This window comes from Streptomyces sp. NPDC090032, assembly GCF_044748025.1.
Lineage (GTDB): Bacteria > Actinomycetota > Actinomycetes > Streptomycetales > Streptomycetaceae > Streptomyces.
In genome coordinates this window covers 304,903-320,759 of the sequence record NZ_JBIVFF010000009.1, presented here as the reverse complement: position 1 = coordinate 320,759, position 15,857 = coordinate 304,903, and the positions used below count along the sequence as shown (strand labels likewise).

10 protein-coding genes are annotated in these 15,857 nt (G+C 72.1%); 2 read left to right on the top strand and 8 right to left on the bottom strand.

Annotated elements, in window-relative coordinates; translation table 11 throughout:
• Nucleotides 1-7: 7 nt before the first annotated feature.
• The 7 genes from dxr to ACIPWY_RS24180 form a co-directional block, all read right to left on the bottom strand.
• Nucleotides 8-1,282, bottom strand: a complete 1,275-nt coding sequence (dxr, locus tag ACIPWY_RS24210; RefSeq protein ID WP_362908675.1) for a 1-deoxy-D-xylulose-5-phosphate reductoisomerase — start codon at nucleotides 1,280-1,282, stop codon at nucleotides 8-10.
• Nucleotides 1,283-1,393: 111 nt separating this feature from the next.
• Entirely contained in the window at nucleotides 1,394-4,141 is a 2,748-nt protein-coding gene (gene secA / locus ACIPWY_RS24205) for a preprotein translocase subunit SecA (protein WP_401534896.1), read from the bottom strand.
• A gap of 103 nt (nucleotides 4,142-4,244) precedes the next feature.
• Nucleotides 4,245-4,631: a hypothetical protein gene (locus tag ACIPWY_RS24200; RefSeq protein ID WP_362908678.1), complete on the bottom strand. Its 387-nt coding sequence runs from the start codon at nucleotides 4,629-4,631 to the stop codon at nucleotides 4,245-4,247.
• A gap of 69 nt (nucleotides 4,632-4,700) precedes the next feature.
• A complete protein-coding gene (locus tag ACIPWY_RS24195) occupies nucleotides 4,701-6,641 on the bottom strand; it encodes an acyl-CoA dehydrogenase family protein (RefSeq protein WP_362908679.1) in 1,941 nt (646 codons plus the stop codon).
• Between the two features lie 287 nt (nucleotides 6,642-6,928).
• Nucleotides 6,929-8,374, bottom strand: a complete 1,446-nt coding sequence (locus tag ACIPWY_RS24190; protein ID WP_362908680.1) for an aldehyde dehydrogenase family protein — start codon at nucleotides 8,372-8,374, stop codon at nucleotides 6,929-6,931.
• A 171-nt stretch (nucleotides 8,375-8,545) separates the two neighbouring features.
• On the bottom strand, nucleotides 8,546-10,243 hold the full coding sequence (locus tag ACIPWY_RS24185; RefSeq protein WP_393705052.1) for a PucR family transcriptional regulator: 1,698 nt from the start codon (nucleotides 10,241-10,243) through the stop codon (nucleotides 8,546-8,548).
• Nucleotides 10,244-10,397: 154 nt separating this feature from the next.
• Nucleotides 10,398-12,788, bottom strand: a complete 2,391-nt coding sequence (locus ACIPWY_RS24180; protein WP_393705050.1) for an ATP/GTP-binding protein — start codon at nucleotides 12,786-12,788, stop codon at nucleotides 10,398-10,400.
• A 229-nt stretch (nucleotides 12,789-13,017) separates the two neighbouring features.
• Between ACIPWY_RS24180 and gabT the strand changes: the two genes are divergently transcribed.
• A complete protein-coding gene (gene gabT / locus ACIPWY_RS24175; protein ID WP_326773881.1) occupies nucleotides 13,018-14,352 on the top strand; it encodes a 4-aminobutyrate--2-oxoglutarate transaminase in 1,335 nt (444 codons plus the stop codon).
• 261 nt (nucleotides 14,353-14,613) lie between these two features.
• Nucleotides 14,614-15,294 (top strand): phosphatase PAP2 family protein, encoded by a 681-nt coding sequence (locus tag ACIPWY_RS24170; protein WP_362908683.1) that lies wholly within the window; start codon nucleotides 14,614-14,616, stop codon nucleotides 15,292-15,294.
• Between the two features lie 19 nt (nucleotides 15,295-15,313).
• Here the strand turns inward: ACIPWY_RS24170 and ACIPWY_RS24165 are convergent, their stop codons facing one another.
• Nucleotides 15,314-15,781, bottom strand: a complete 468-nt coding sequence (locus tag ACIPWY_RS24165; RefSeq protein WP_362908684.1) for a hypothetical protein — start codon at nucleotides 15,779-15,781, stop codon at nucleotides 15,314-15,316.
• Nucleotides 15,782-15,857 lie beyond the last annotated feature (76 nt).

Here is a 15,857-nt window from a genome sequence, read left to right as displayed (position 1 = left end):
AAGGTCGTCATGCACGAGCCTCCGCGGTCGATGTCGCCTGTGCGGTCAGTTCACGGGCCCGGGCGCGTGCCCAGGTCTCCGCTTCGAGGACGTCCGCGACGGTCAGGGAAGTTCCCGATGCCGCGGCCGAAGGCGCGCCGTGTTCCTCGACGACCTTCGTGACGGTGTCCATGATGCCGTTGAACGGCAGCGCGCCGTTCAGGAACGCGTCCACGCACTCCTCGTTTGCGGCATTGAACACTGCCGGGGCCGTACCCGCGAGCTCGCCGACGTGCCGGGCGAGCCCGACCGAGGGGAAGGCCTCGGTGTCGAGGGGGAAGAACTCCCAGTTCGACGCCTTCGTCCAGTCGAACGCGGGTGCCGCGTCGGGGATCCGCTCGGGCCAGCCGAGGCCGATGGCGATGGGTCCTCGCATGTCGGGCGGGGTGGCCTGGGCGAGAGTGGAGCCGTCCGTGAACTCGACCATGGAATGGACGTAGGACTGCGGGTGCACGACCACCTCGATCCGCTCGAACGGAATGTCGTAGAGGAGGTGCGCCTCGATCACCTCCAGGCCCTTGTTGACGAGGGTCGCGGAGTTGACGGTGATGACCGGGCCCATCGCCCAGGTCGGGTGCGCGAGCGCGTCCTCGGGTGTGACGTGTGCGAGGTCCGCCTTCGTCCGTCCCCGGAAGGGGCCGCCGGACGCGGTGACGACGAGCTTGCGGACGTCCGCGCGCTTGCCGGCCGCGAGGGCCTGGAAGAGCGCGGCGTGCTCCGAGTCGACCGGGATGATCTGGCCCGGCTTCGCGAGCGCCTTGACCAGGGGGCCGCCGACGATGAGCGACTCCTTGTTGGCGAGGGCCAGGGTGCGCCCGGCCTCCAGGGCGGCCAGGGTCGGGGCGAGGCCGATGGATCCGGTGATGCCGTTGAGCACCGTGTGGCAGGGCGAGGCGGCGAGCTGGGTGGCCGCGTCGGGTCCGGCCAGGATCTCGGGGAGCGGCTCGCCGTCGGCGTACTGCGCGCTCAGGGCCTCGCGCAGGGCGGGCACGACGTCCTCGCGGGCGACCGCGACGGTGCGGACGCGCAGCTGCCTGGCCTGTTCGGCGAGCAGGCCGACCCGGCCGCCCGCGGCGGACAGCGCCGTGACCGTGAAGCGGTCGGGGTTGCGCAGCACCAGGTCGATGGCCTGGGTGCCGATCGAGCCCGTGGAGCCGAGGATGACGACGTCCCGCGGGCCGTCCGTGCCGGCGGGGTCGTAGACGAGGTGCGGGTCCGCGAGGGGGGATGCGCTGTCGCTCATGCCCCCCATTGTGGCGTGGTCTCCGGGCGCCTCGGACAGCGCGTCCCCCGGCGCTTCACCATCGCCTCCGCAGACGGTTCGCCATCGCCTGCGCAGGCGGCGGCCCTTCGCTCAGGCGGACGGCCGCGGGGCGGGTCCAGGCGGCTCCGCGTCGCGCGGTGCGTCCTGCGGTGCGTCCTCGTCGGGGACGGTGTTGAAGTCGCCTTCCTGTCTGCCCCCGGCGGTGTCCAGGGTGGGCGCGCTGAAGCGGAGACGGTCGGGGCGCCGGGCCGCGTCGAGGGCGTCGGAGGGCGACGCGTCGGCGGTGGTGTCGAGGTTGAAGACGTAGCCGACGGACTCCTCCTTGATGGCGTCCATCATGGCCGTGAACAGGTCGAACCCCTCGCGTTCGTACTCGAAGATCGGCTCGCGGCCGAGCGTGTAGCGCAGGCCGATGCCGTCGCGGAGGTAGTCCATCTCGTAGAGGTGTTCGCGCCATTTGCGGTCCAGGACGGCGAGGACGACGAGGCGTTCCAGGTCTCGCAGGGCGTCGGCGCCGAGCTCGCTCTCGCGCTCCTCGTAGCGGGCGTGGATGTCCTCGGTGACGGCGGCGACGAGGGCGTCCGCGGTCAGCTCGGAGCGCCCGCCTGCCGCCTCGTCGAGCTCGTCGGCGGTGATGCCGCACGGGTAGAGCTCGTGGAAGGCGGCCCACAGGACGTCGAGGTCCCATTCCTCCGGGTAGCCCTCGGCGGTCTCGTGGGTGATGTACGCCGCGACGGTCTCGTCCATGAAGAGGAGGACCTGGGCGCGCAGGTCCTCGCCCTCCAGGACGCGGCGGCGTTCGCGGTAGATGAGGGTGCGCTGCCGGTTGAGCACCTCGTCGAACTTGAGGACGTCCTTGCGGGACTCGAAGTGCTGCTGCTCGACCTGGGACTGGGCGGAGGCGATGGCGCGGGTGACCATCTTGTTCTCGATGGGCACGGACGCGGGGACGTTCGCCATGGCCATGACCCGGTCGACGACCTGGGCGCGGAACAGGCGCATCAGGTCGTCCTCCAGGGACAGGTAGAAGCGGGACGCCCCGGGGTCGCCCTGGCGTCCCGAGCGGCCGCGCAGCTGGTTGTCGATGCGCCGGGACTCGTGCCGCTCGGTGCCGAGGACGTAGAGCCCGCCGAGTTCCTTGACCTCGTCGTGCTCGGCGGCGGCGGCCGCGGTGACGCGCTCCTCGACGGCACGGCGCCGGTCGGGGTCGTCGTCCTCGGCGGGGCTGCGTTCTTCCAGTTCGTCCAGTTCGTCCAGTTCTTCCAGTTCTTCGAGTGCGGCGGCGGCCATCGCCTCGGGGTTGCCGCCGAGCATGATGTCGGTGCCGCGGCCCGCCATGTTCGTCGCGACGGTGACGGCGCCCTTGCGGCCGGCCTGGGCGACGATCTGGGCCTCGCGGCGATGGTTCTTGGCGTTGAGGACCTCGTGCCGGATGCCGTGCCTGTGGAGCTGTTCAGACAGGAGCTCGGACTTCTCCACGGAGGTGGTGCCCACGAGGACGGGCTGGCCGGTGGCGTGCCTCTCGGCGATGTCCTCGACGATCGCGTCGAACTTGGCGCTCTCGGTGCGGTAGATCAGGTCGGGGTCGTCACGGCGGACCATCGGCCGGTTGGTGGGGATGGGCACGACATGCAGCTTGTAGATCTGGTGGAACTCGGCGGCCTCGGTCATGGCGGTGCCGGTCATACCGCCGAGCTTGGTGTAAAGGCGGAAGAAGTTCTGCAGAGTGATCGTGGCGAGCGTCTGGTTCTCGTCCTTGATGTCCACCCCTTCCTTGGCCTCGATGGCCTGGTGCAGGCCCTCGTTGTAGCGGCGGCCCATGAGGATGCGGCCGGTGTGCTCGTCGACGATGAGGACCTCGCCGTCGATGACGACGTAGTCCTTGTCGTTCCTGAAGTGCTCCTTGGCCTTGAGCGCGTTGTTCAGGTGCCCGACGAGCGGGGTGTGGGCCGCCTCGTAGAAGTTCTCGATGCCGAGCTGGTCCTCCAGGTACGTGACCCCCCGGTCCAGGATCGCCACGGTCCGCTTCTTCGGGTCGTACTCGTAGTCGTACGTGGCCCGCAGCACGGCGAGCCGGTCCTTGTCGACTTGGCTCGTGAAGTTCTCGTCCTGGACCCGGACGCCCTTCATGTTCCGGACCAGTCCCGCGAAGACGCCGTACCAGTGGGTGGGCTGGTCGGCCGGGCCGGAGATGATCAGGGGCGTACGGGCCTCGTCGATGAGGATCGAGTCCGCCTCGTCGACGATCGCGAAGTGGTGGCCGCGCTGAACCAGTTCGTCCCTCGACCACGCCATGTTGTCGCGCAGGTAGTCGAAGCCGAACTCGGTGTTGGTGCCGTACGTGATGTCGCAGGCGTACGCGGCGCGCCGGTCGGCCGGGTCCATGTCGGCCCTGACGACGCCGACGGTGAGGCCCATGAACCGGTAGGCCCGGCCCATCCAGGCGGCGTCGCGCTCGGCGAGGTAGTCGTTGACCGTGACGAGGTGGACGCCTTTCCCGGCCAGGGCGTTGAGGTAGACGGGCAGGGTCGCGGCCAGGGTCTTGCCCTCGCCGGTCTGCATCTCGGCGATGTTGCCGAGGTGGAGCGCGGCGCCGCCCATCAGCTGTACGTCGAAGTGGCGCATGCCGAGCGTGCGGCGCGCGGCCTCGCGGATGGCGGCGAACGCCTCGGGCATGAGGTCGTCCAGGCTCTCGCCGTCGGCGTGGCGCTGCCTGAACTCGGCGGTGAGGGCCTGGAGTTCGGCGTCGGCGAGCGCGCGGAAGTCGTCCTCGACCGAGTTGACCTGGTCGGCGACGCGCTGGAGCGTGCGAAGGATTCTGCCTTCGCCCGCGCGCATGATCCTGGAGGTGATGCGATCGATTCCGGCACCCGGCACAAAAACACCTCCCCTGCACCCAATGTCCGCCTCGTCGCCGTTTGTGGCAAGGCGGCGGGCCCATTCAGTGCCCGGTCATGGATCGGACGTAGTGACTGAGGTTGGCGCTGAGGACGCCGCGCACGTAGAGGATTGCGCCTGCCGTCCCGATGGGGACCGAGAGCGCGAGGACGGCGAAGATCGTCGGCCAGGGCTCCAGGACGCAGGCGTTGGAGATGCCGTCGTCGTAGCTGCTGCGGATCTCCTCGAAGAGGAGGGGGTCGTCGCAGCCGGCGCCGTGTTCACTGCCGGACGCGAGGAGGAAGCCCGGCGGCAGCAGGAGCCGGGCCAGGACGTACAGCCACAGCAGCGCGGCGACGACGAGCAGCCAGAAACCGCGGGTGCGCATCTTCAGCGCGTTGTCGAGGAACCGTCGTTCCAGGTCGTTGCGGTACTTGCGCTCGTCGCGCATGGCTGCCGTCTCCCCCGGGGCCCGTGGTCCTTGCGGTGAGCAAGATTCCCACGGGCCCCGGGGCACGGTTCAGCGGATGGGGCGGCGGACGTTCTTCCGCTTCGAGGGGCCGGGGGTCGCGTCCGCGATCCACGCCCCATCGCCGCTCGGGTCGATGACGCCCTCCTCCAGCCAGGTGTAGGACCCGCCGAGGACGCCCTTGGTGACCTTGCGGTCCATCTCGTCGGTGTTGTGCCACAGGCGCCCGAAGAGTTCGTCGACGCGGACGCGGGACTGGCTGCAGAACGCGTCGGCGAGCTGGTACGCCTCGCGGCCGTGTTCGCCGCTGCCGCGCAGGTGCTCGGCCCGCACGCAGGCCGCGCTCATCGCGAAGAGTTCGGCGCCGATGTCGACGATCCGGCCGAGGAAACCCTGCTTGGTCTCCATCTTTCCCTGCCAGCGTGACATGGCGTAGAAGGTGGAGCGGGCCAGCTTGCGCGCCGAGCGCTCGGCGTAGCGCAGATGACCGGACAGGTCGGCGTGGCCGGCGGGGTGGAACTCTCTGTAGGAGTTGGGGAGTTGGCCGGGTCCGGCGACGAGCTTCGGCAGCCAGCGCGCGTAGAAGCCGCCGGCCTTCGCGCCCGCCTTCGCCTTGTCGGACAGGGACTTGTCGGGGTCGATCAGGTCACCGGCGACGGACAGGTGCGCGTCCACGGCCTCGCGGGCGATGAGGAGGTGCATGATCTCCGTCGAGCCCTCGAAGATGCGGTTGATGCGCAGGTCGCGCAGGAGCTGCTCGGCGGGGACGGCGCGTTCGCCGCGCGCCGCGAGGGACTCAGCGGTCTCGAAGCCGCGGCCGCCGCGGATCTGGACCAGCTCGTCGGCCATCAGGCAGCCCATCTCGGAGCCGAAGAGCTTGGCGAGGGCGGCCTCGATACGGATGTCGTTGCGGTCCTCGTCGGCCATCTGCGAGGACAGGTCGACGACGGCTTCGAGGGCGAAGGTCGTCGCGGCGATGAACGAGATCTTCTCGCCGACCGCCTCGTGGAACGCGACCGGCTTGCCCCACTGCTCGCGTGCGCCCGACCACTCGCGGGCGATCTTCAGGCACCACTTGCCCGCGCCCACGCACATCGCGGGCAGCGAGAGCCGGCCCGTGTTGAGGGTGGTGAGGGCGATCTTGAGGCCGGCGCCCTCGGGGCCGATGCGGTTCGCGGCCGGGACCCTGACCCGGTGGAAGCGGGTCACGCCGTTCTCCAGGCCGCGCAGGCCCATGAAGGCGTTGCGGTTCTCGACCGTGATCCCTTCGGAGTCGGCCTCCACGACGAAGGCCGTGATGCCGCCCTTGCGCCCCTCCGCCTTCGGCACCCGCGCCATGACGACGAGCAGATCGGCGACGACGCCGTTCGTCGTCCACAGCTTCACGCCGTCGAGGATGTACGAGTCCCCGTCGGGCACCGCGGTCGTGGCGAGGCGCGCCGGGTCCGAGCCGACGTCGGGTTCGGTCAGCAGGAACGCGGTGATGTCGGTGCTGGCGCAGCGCGGCAGGAACTTGTCCTTCTGCTCCTGGGTGCCGAAGATCTTCAGCGGCTGGGGCACACCGATGGACTGGTGGGCCGACAGCAGGGCGCCGATCGCGGGGTTCACGGTGCCGACCAGGGCGAGGGCCTTGTTGTAGTAGACCTGCGTGAGGCCGAGGCCGCCGTACTTGATGTCGATCTTCATGCCGAGGGCGCCGAGCTCCTTGAGCCCGTTGATCACGTCGTCGGGGATCTGCGCCTCGCGCTCGATGCGGGCCGGGTCGATCCGGGTCTCGCAGAAGTTACGCAATTTGGCGAGGAACTCCTCGCCGCGCCGGACGTCCTCGTCCGCCGGCTGTGGATGGGGGTGGATCAGGTCCAGGCTGAAGCGCCCGAGGAAGAGCTCCTTGGCGAAGCTCGGCTTGCGCCAGCCCTGTTCGCGCGCGGCCTCGGCGACCTGCCGGGCCTCGCGTTCCGATACGGATGGCTGCTGGGAAGTTGGGGCCGCCATGAGGGCTCACCTCGTCGCGAGTAGGGGCCGTTCGGCATCGACTACCGACGGGTGCTACTCGGTCGTATGTACCCGAAATCCGGCAACGCGACCACCCCTCGCGCACCGATCGGGTCACCCGCAGTGGCATTGGAGGGACAAGGGTCCGCCGGGCCTGCCGTCAAACGGCGGGTCCGGAAAGGCGGACGGCCGGAGCCCCCGCACAGTGGGCTCCGACCGTCCATGGCCGGCGTACGGATCAGGCGTACGCCGGAGTCTTGCTGGGCCTAGATCATTTCGACGAGACCCTAGAGGGCCAGGCCCGTCAGGACGAGCACGCGCTCGTACGTGTAGTCGTCCATCGCGTGGCGCACGCCCTCGCGGCCCACGCCGGACTGCTTGACGCCGCCGTACGGCATCTGGTCAGCGCGGTAGGACGGCACGTCGCCGATGACCACGCCGCCGACCTCGAGGGCGCGGTGGGCGCGGAACGCCGTCTGCAGGTCGTGCGTGAACACGCCCGCCTGAAGGCCGTACTTCGAGTCGTTGACCGCGGCGAAGGCCTCGGCCTCGCCGTCGACCTTCTTGACCGTGAGGACCGGTCCGAAGACCTCCTCGCAGGAGATCGTCACGTCGGCCGGCACGTCGGCGAGGACGGTCGGGGCGTACGTGGCGCCCTCACGCTTGCCGCCCGCGAGCAGCGAGGCGCCCGCGGCGACGGCCTCGTCGACCCAGGACTCCACGCGCTTGGCGGCGTCCTCGTTGACCAGCGGGCCGACGTCGGTGGCGTCGTCCGCGGGGTCACCGGTGACCTGCGCCTCGACGGCCGCGACGATCTTCGGCAGGAGCCGCTCGTACAGGGAGGCGTCGGCGATGACGCGCTGTACGGAGATGCAGGACTGGCCGCCCTGGTAGTTGGAGAAGGTGGCGATGCGGGTCGCCGCCCAGTCCAGGTCCTCGTCGGAGGCCCAGTCGCCGAGGACGACGGCCGCGCCGTTGCCGCCCAGCTCCAGCGTGCAGTGCTTGCGCGGCACGCTGTCCATGATCGCGTAGCCGACCTTGTCCGAGCCGGTGAACGAGATGACCGGCAGGCGCTCGTCCTGGACCAGGGCGGGCATGCGGTCGTTCGGCACCGTCAGGACGGACCAGGAGCCGGCCGGGAGGTCCGTCTCGGCCAGCAGTTCGCCGAGGATCAGCGAGGAGATCGGCGTGGCCGGGGCCGGCTTGAGGATGATCGGGGCGCCGACGGCGATGGCCGGGGCGACCTTGTGGGCGCTGAGGTTCAGCGGGAAGTTGAACGGCGCGATGCCGAGGACGACGCCCTGCGGGATGCGGCGGGTGAGCGCGAGGCGGCCGGTGCCGCCCGCGTCGGTGTCGAGGCGCTGGGCCTCGCCGCCGTTGAAGCGGCGGGCCTCCTCGGCGGCGAAGCGGAAGACGGAGACGGCACGGCCGACCTCGCCGCGCGCCCACTTGATGGGCTTGCCGTTCTCGGCGGAGATCAGCTGGGCGATCTCCTCGGTGCGCTCGGTCAGCCGGTCGGCCACGTGGTTGAGGGCCTTGGCCCGTACGTGGGCGGGGGTGGCGGCGAACTCGTCGCGGACGGCGTACGCGGCGGCGACGGCCTCCTCGACCTGCGCGTCCGTGGGCACGCTGACCTTGCCGACCAGCCGACCGTCGTAGGAGTTGGTGACGTCGAAGGTGGCGTCACCGGTGGCCTCGCGGCCCGCGAGCCAGAAGGCGTGAGTGGCGGTCATAGTCGGTCCCGGCCCTTCCGCAGTGGGTGTGTACTGGGGTCTTTCCGGACCAACGGTAGGCGGGCCGGGGCGGAGCCGTGTTTGTCCGACCTGTCGGAGTCCGGGCGGGCCGCACGCCGCTTTGGCAGAAGCGGGGCGCGGATCCACTCCGGAAGGGCGGGCCGAGCGGCCCTACTCGCCGCTCGCGCTCGTCGCCTTGAGGGCCAGCCAGAGCTCCATGCGCACGTCCGGGTCGTCGAGCGAGCGGCCGAGGATCTCCTCGACGCGCCGCATCCGGTAGCGCAGGGTGTGCCGGTGCACGCCGAGGTCGGCGGCGGCCGCGTCCCACTGGCCGTGCCGCGAGAGCCAGGCGCGAAGCGACGCCACGAGGTCGCCGCGGCCGGTCGCGTCATGGTCCTTCAGGGCGCGCAGGAGGCCGTCGGCGAAGGCGCGTACGGCGTCGTCGGCGAGCAGCGGCACGACGGAGCCCGCGGCGACCTCCTCGTGCTCGACGAGGGCGCGCCCGCGCCGCCGGGCGACGGAGAGGGCCTGCTCGGCCTGCTTGTACGCGGTCGCGGCGGCGATCGGCCCGGCCGGTGCGGACAGACCCACCACGAGTTCGTCGTCCTCACCCGCCCCGCCCTGCTCGCGCTGGTTCAGCCGGGCGGTCTCCAGGGCCTCGGCGTACTGGGTGCAGGCACCCGCCGCCGCGCCGCCGTCGGCGGCGAGCAGGACGAGCCGGTCGCCGTCGGGCACCACGAGGACGGCCTCCCCGGAGCGGGCCGCGGCGGCCTCCACGACGTCGGCGAGCCCGGTGAGCGGGTCACCGGGGACTGCGACGGCCGCCGGCCCGGTGCCCGGCGCGGGCCGATCCGGCTTGTCGAGGGCCACGCGCGCGTGGCCGTCGGCGTGCGCGCGGCCCGCAGACGCGGACGCGACCTCGGCGACGACCATCCGGAAGGGCGCGTCGAGCAGCCCTCCGTACAGGTCCCCGGCGACGGTCCTGGCGTGCTCGGGCTCCCCGGCGAGGAGCATCCGCAGGACCGCGGCGCCGATGCGCTGCTCGGCGGCGTGCAGCGAGCGGGAGCGCTCGGTGGTGAGGGTGAGCAGGGCGATGGCGGAGTGCAGCGCGTAACGCTCGGCGGTGCCGAGGGCCGCGGCGGTGCCGACGGCGAGCGCGGCGCGGGGCCTGCGGCCGGTGCCGAGCGAGTGCAGTTCGACGCGGTCCTCGTCCCCGCCGCCGTGCTGTTCGCTGCCGCCGACGACGGCGCTGGCCGGGGCGGGCCGCTCGCGCAGCCGCTCGACGTCGGCGACGAGCCGGGCCGCGCGGCGCCCGGCCCACTCCGGCGCGGCCGCGACCACGGCGCCCGACGCGTCGTACAGCGCGGCCCAGCCGTCGACCTGGCCGGCGAGCACGCCGAGCAGCCCCTCGGGCCCGCCGCTCAGGGCCTGCTTGGTCAGCTCGCGCTGGGCGGCGAACCCGGCGGTGACGGCGCGGTACTGGTCCGCGGCGATGGCGGCGGAGACGGCCTTGCTGATGGCGATGAAGGGGGTGCGGCGCGGCACTTCGAGGAGCGGGAACTCCTCCTCGCGCGCCGCGTCGACGAGGGCCTGCGGGACGGCGTCGTAGTTGACGCCGACGGCGAAGCCGAGCCCGACGACCCCGGCGCCCGCGAGCCGCTTCACGTAGCGGCGCATCGCCACCGGGTCCTCCGCGTCCAGCTTGAGGGCGGTGAACAGGAGCAGCTCGCCGCCCTCCATGTACGGCACGGGGTCGGCGAGCTCACTGACGTGGGCCCAGCGCACGGCGGTGCCCAGCCGTTCCTCCCCGGCGCGCACGGTCAGCTTGAGCGCGGAGTGGTGGACGAGGGAGGCGAGCGTGGGCGGCATGAGGCCTTCAGGTGTGCGACAGGTGGTGCTCGGGTGGGGGGGATCCTGTGGATCTTTTGGCCGGTACGTATGAACGACCAGTGTCGATTCTGCCTCACCGTACGTACGGCTGCGGCCTCCCCCACCCAGGGGCCTCCCCACCCGCCGGGCCATCTCAGTCGCGCAGGTCCACCAGAAGCGGGGGCGCGTGCTCGCCACGGACCGTGGTGAGCGAGAGCACGGCGTGGCCGGGCGGGACGGCGTGGGCGAGGTCGGAGGCGGACCAGCGCTCGCGTTCGACCTTGCGCACCGTGACCGCGTCGGTCGTCACGGCTTTCCCGGTGATCATCTTGCGCAGCTTGTGCAGGGCGCGGGTCACCGGCTGGTTCGCGAAGACCGCGTGCTGGGCGACCTCCTCGGTCTCGACCCACTCCGTGCCCCAGGCCTCGGCGAAGCGCCGCCCGTCCCAGGTGGTGACGCCGGAGAACGCCATGCGGCAGCCGACCGCCGCGTACAAGGGCCCCTGCAAGGACTCGGCGACCTCGCCGATCGTCCGCAGGCCGAGCACGACTCCGGCGTTCGTCGACCGGAGCCGCTGAATGGCCCGCACCGTCTCCGCGGTCAGGGTCCGCGACGCGTCGTCGAGGATCAGGCAGGCGAAGTGGGAGCGCTGAGGCCGGCTGCGCACGGCGGAGGTGAACTGGGCGAGCAGCAGCCGGGCGAGCAGCCGCGACGCCTCCTCGTGGCCCTGCTCGGGCAGGTCGACGCGGACCCGCAGCGGGTGCTGGGTGACGGCCCGGACGGAGAACGAGCGTCCCGCGTCGAAGAAACCGGCGAACACCGGCCGGTCCAGCAGGCCGAGCCGGTCCGCGAGGCTCGGCCCCGGGTCGTTCACCGTGCCCGACTGGCGCAGGCGGGCCTCCAGCTCGCGGCGCATCGCGGAGCGCCGCGCGTCGTCCTCCGGGTCGCCCGTGAGCCGTGCCTTGAGGTCGGCGAGCGCACCCGGCTCCCCTTCCAGCAGCTCCCGCAGCACCAATACCTCGGGGAACCTGCCGTGCACGGCGCGATACGGCCCGAGCAGCTGGGCGAGCGCGGTGGCGGCGCGGCGCGTGTCGACGGTCTCCAGGTCGCCGACCAGTCCTTCGGCGAGGAAGGCGGCGGCCTCGTCCGGGTCCGTGGAGCCGGCGTACAGGTCGAGGCCGTGCACCGAGGCGGGGTCGCCGGGCTTGACGACGACGTCGTACGCGTCGTCGGGTCCGAGCGGGGTACCGGCCGCGCAGACGGCGATGACGGCGCACTGGCCGGTGAGGGCCTGCAGGGCCAGCGATTCGACCACGGGCCGCACGACGCCGACCGTCTTGCCCGCGCCGGACGGGCCGACGGCGAGCATCGAGGTGCCGAGCACACCCGGGTCCAGGGCGGCGCCGGCGCCGCGCAGGGCGTACGGATTGCGCTCGTCGCGCGCGTACCGGCCGATCCGCACCTGGCCGACCAGCAGGTCGTGCTCGGCGGCGCGGGCCGGCAGGTCCCGCTGGCCGGAAGGGTGCGTCCAGGCGGCCCCGCCCTGCCTGACCACGGTGTCGGTGAAGGTGACGGAGCCGTCCGGCCGCGCCGTGGCATCCCGCCACACATGGGCGACACGGACGCAGTCGACGTCGTTCATCCGGCCGCCCGCGACCTCAGCCGTGAGCACGTCGGCGGCCCGGTCCTGCCCGGACGCCCGCAGCTCGGCCCACTGGGCGCGGGCGAGGGGCGAGACGCCGGGCCGCGGCGGGGCCTTGCGCGACCCCTTCCGGGGCCGCCCCGACCAGGCGTCGAGCCAGCCTCCGATCCGGGCGAACGGCCACAGGACGGCCAGGGTGATCAGGGCGTACAGCGTGTAGGCGAGGACCGGGACCTGGAAGAACCCGCTGCCGCCCGTGACGAGGACGACGAGGGAGAGGACCGGGTCGGCGATCGGCAAAGGGCGCCAGTCGAGCCCCAGGGCGCCCGGCCACACGAAGATCAGCACACCCACCGCGGCGACCGACGCCACGACGGCGCGGGCCGGCTGGGGACGGTCGGTCACGAAGTGCCGGATGCCCTCCGCCCAGGCGCCGAAGCGTCCGACCAGGAAGACGATGACCGCGAAGGCCACGCCTTGGTACACGACCAGCGCGTCGACCGCCTCCTGCCCCTTGGGGGACGTGGTGCCGGGCCACCACCACCTGTCCGGCGTCAGCACCTTCAGCGGCACCCACTGGTACGGCATGGTGCCTTCCCGCCACAGGCTCCACAGGAAGACACCGACCACGAACGAGCCCGCCATCCAGGCCAGCAGCCGACGCCCGACGGCGGCGGTGTTCTGCTCGGGCGGGCGCGGGACGTACCCGTAGCGCCACACTCCCGGACCGGCCTTGGGGCGGCGCGCCGAGAGCCATTCGGTCACGGAACCGCCGCCGGCGCCGGGCGCCTGCCGGGGCATCGGCGGCGCGGCCGGGCGGGGCGGCTGCGCGGGGCGGGGCACCGACCCGTGCAGCCGCCTGCCAACCGGGTCGTGTGTGCCCTGCGTGCCGTCGGTGTCCATTGCCCTTGCCCCCTGACCTGCCGGTCTGCGTGTCCGCCGGTCAATCTAGTGCCCCTGCACGGGGAGTTCACCGGTTACGCGCCCGGACCTGGGGCTACCCCCGTGAGGCGGCCCTATGTCCACGACGGACAACGCCACCGGCGAACAACGCCCCGATGGAGCATGCCCCACCCCGCCCCTGGCCCCTAACCTGCGAAGAAAGCACCCGAAACACCCCCAGGAGCCCCGCATGAGCGCAGTCCCGCAGGAGCGCCGCGTCGTCACCGCCATCCCCGGTCCGAAGTCGCAGGAGCTGCAGGCCCGACGTACCGCCGTGGTCGCGGCCGGCGTGGGCTCCACGCTGCCGGTCTTCACCGCCCGCGCGGGCGGCGGCATCATCGAGGACGTCGACGGCAACCGCCTGATCGACTTCGGTTCCGGCATCGCCGTGACCTCGGTCGGCGCCTCCGCCGAGGCCGTCGTGCGCCGCGCCTCCGCCCAGCTGCAGGACTTCACCCACACCTGTTTCATGGTCACGCCGTACGAGGGCTACGTGGCCGTCGCCGAGGCGCTGGCCGAGCTCACGCCGGGTGACCACGCCAAGAAGTCCGCCCTGTTCAACTCGGGCGCCGAGGCCGTCGAGAACGCCGTCAAGATCGCCCGTGCGTACACCAAGCGCCAGGCCGTCGTCGTCTTCGACCACGGCTACCACGGCCGTACGAACCTGACGATGGCGCTGACCAGCAAGAACATGCCGTACAAGAACGGCTTCGGCCCGTTCGCGCCCGAGGTCTACCGCGTGCCGGTGGCCTACGGCTACCGCTGGCTGACCGGCGCGGAGAACGCGGGTGCCGAGGCCTCCGCCCAGGCGATCGACCAGATCACCAAGCAGATCGGCGCCGACAACGTCGCCGCGATCATCATCGAGCCGGTCCTCGGCGAGGGCGGCTTCATCGAGCCGGCGAAGGGCTTCCTGCCCGCGATCCGCCAGTTCGCCGCGGACAACGGCATCGTCTTCGTCGCGGACGAGATCCAGTCCGGCTTCTGCCGCACCGGCCAGTGGTTCGCGTGCGAGGACGAGGGCATCGTCCCCGACCTGATCACGACGGCCAAGGGCATCGCGGGCGGTCTGCCGCTCGCCGCCGTGACGGGCCGCGCCGAGATCATGGACGCCGCGCACGCGGGCGGCCTCGGCGGCACCTACGGCGGCAACCCGGTGGCCTGCGCCGGTGCGCTCGGCGCCATCGAGACCATGAAGGAGCTCGACCTCAACGCCAAGGCGAAGAACATCGAGGCCATCATGAAGGCCCGCCTCGCGACCATGGCCGAGAAGTTCGACATCATCGGCGACATCCGTGGCCGTGGCGCGATGATCGCCATCGAGCTCGTCAAGGACAAGGCCACCAAGGAGCCGCACCCGGCCGCCGCCGCCGCGCTCGCCAAGGCCTGCCACGCCGAGGGTCTGCTGGTCCTCACCTGTGGCACCTACGGCAACGTGCTGCGCTTCCTCCCCCCGCTCGTCATCGGTGACGACCTGCTCAACGAGGGTCTGGACATCATCGAGACCGCGTTCGCGGGCGTCTGAGCCACTTCGGTAACGGTCAGGGCGTGTGAAGAACGTGTGCGAGGGCGATGACGGGTTGCTGTTCCCGCTGTCGGACGCCCACGCCCTGCCGTACGGTTTCTGCAGATGAGAGAAACACCCCGCCCACAGGGGACTGTGGGCGAAACCGGGACGGAGCCTCCCCAGCCCCGCCCTGGTCGTGCCCTCGCGCACACACCCGGAGCTTCGGGCTCCGGAACTCCTCACCGATCGGATGGCCGCCCGCCCCAAACCCCCCGGGGCGTGCGGCAAACCGGTCAGGTCGGCCGCCTCGGAACTACCCCCCCTGTTCCGGGGCGGCCGACCATTTTCCGTTGGGCCGCCGTTCTGAGCGCCCTGCTCTTCCTCTTCCTCACCTGGCAGATCGCCGTCGGCGGTGCGCTGCGCCGCGCGGACGAACGCCTCGGTGACGCGATCGGATCCAGCGGCCTGTCCAAGAGGGCCGCCGAACTCCTCGCCGACCTAGGCAACATCACCGTCGCGCTCCCGGTCCTCGCCGCCGTCCTCGGGTACGCCGCCTGGCGCGGCCGTCGCGACGGCGTGCCCCGCTGGTGGAGGCGCCCCGTCACCGCCGCGCTCACGATGGCCGCCGTCCCGCTCCTGGTCGTCCCCGTCAAGGAGACCGTCGCCCGGACGGGCCCGGCCGTGATGGGCCCCGGCACCGGCTTCTACCCGTCCGGACACGCGTCGACGGCGGCGGTCGCGTACGGCGCCTGCCTCCTCATCCTGCTGCCGTACGTGCGCGGTGCCTACGTACGCCGCGAACTCGTCATCGCCTATGCGGTCCTGAACGCGGCCGTCGGCCTGGGCCTGGTCCGGCGCGGCTACCACTGGCCGCTGGACGTCGTCGGCGGCTGGTGCCTCTCGGTGGTCCTGCTGTACGTGATGTGCGCGGTGTGGGCGGGCCGGGCGCCGCGCGGCTGACCCGGCCGGCCCATCGCCCCTACTCCGGTACGTCGTCCCGGGCGAGCTGCGCCGCCGCCTCGTGCATCGCCAGTTCCAGGACCGTCGGGTCGGTGAGGGTGCCCGAGCCGTCGGGCGGGATCAGCCAGCGGACCGCGCCGGCGGCGCGGCCCGGATGGGGATGGGGGACGACGATCCAGGTGCCGCTGCCGGCGCCGCGCACGCCCGTGCCGAGCCAGCGGGTGGCCGTGCCGGAGGGCACGAAGAAGCCCATGCGGGCGTCACCGAAGTCGGCGAGCACGGGGCCCGGCCGGTCGATGACACGGGTGAGCACGTCGAGCGTCGGGTATCCCAGTTCACCGGGCAGTATCAGTACGTCCCAGAGCCTGCCCGCGGGCAGGAGCGCGACCCCGAGGGGATTGCGCTCCCATTCCCAGCGGCAGGCGTCCGGATCCGGTGCCACGGACGCCAGCCACTCGACCGCCGACTTCGCCCCCGAGCCAGTCATGGCGGGACCTCCTCTTCCTGGTACGCAGTTGCCGAAAGCTGTACGTGTCACCAGGGAGAGGAGGCCGGGCCGCGAG

Bases quoted from the DNA above. Each gene is read 5' to 3' on its own strand.
- dxr (WP_362908675.1), bottom strand. From the start codon at position 1,282: ATGAGCGACAGCGCATCCCCCCTCGCGGACCCGCACCTCGTCTACGAC.
- secA (WP_401534896.1), bottom strand. From the start codon at position 4,141: ATGCGCGCGGGCGAAGGCAGAATCCTTCGCACGCTCCAGCGCGTCGCC.
- ACIPWY_RS24200 (WP_362908678.1), bottom strand. From the start codon at position 4,631: ATGCGCGACGAGCGCAAGTACCGCAACGACCTGGAACGACGGTTCCTC.
- ACIPWY_RS24195 (WP_362908679.1), bottom strand. From the start codon at position 6,641: ATGGCGGCCCCAACTTCCCAGCAGCCATCCGTATCGGAACGCGAGGCC.
- ACIPWY_RS24190 (WP_362908680.1), bottom strand. From the start codon at position 8,374: ATGACCGCCACTCACGCCTTCTGGCTCGCGGGCCGCGAGGCCACCGGT.
- ACIPWY_RS24185 (WP_393705052.1), bottom strand. From the start codon at position 10,243: ATGCCGCCCACGCTCGCCTCCCTCGTCCACCACTCCGCGCTCAAGCTG.
- ACIPWY_RS24180 (WP_393705050.1), bottom strand. From the start codon at position 12,788: ATGGACACCGACGGCACGCAGGGCACACACGACCCGGTTGGCAGGCGG.
- gabT (WP_326773881.1), top strand. From the start codon at position 13,018: ATGAGCGCAGTCCCGCAGGAGCGCCGCGTCGTCACCGCCATCCCCGGT.
- ACIPWY_RS24165 (WP_362908684.1), bottom strand. From the start codon at position 15,781: ATGACTGGCTCGGGGGCGAAGTCGGCGGTCGAGTGGCTGGCGTCCGTG.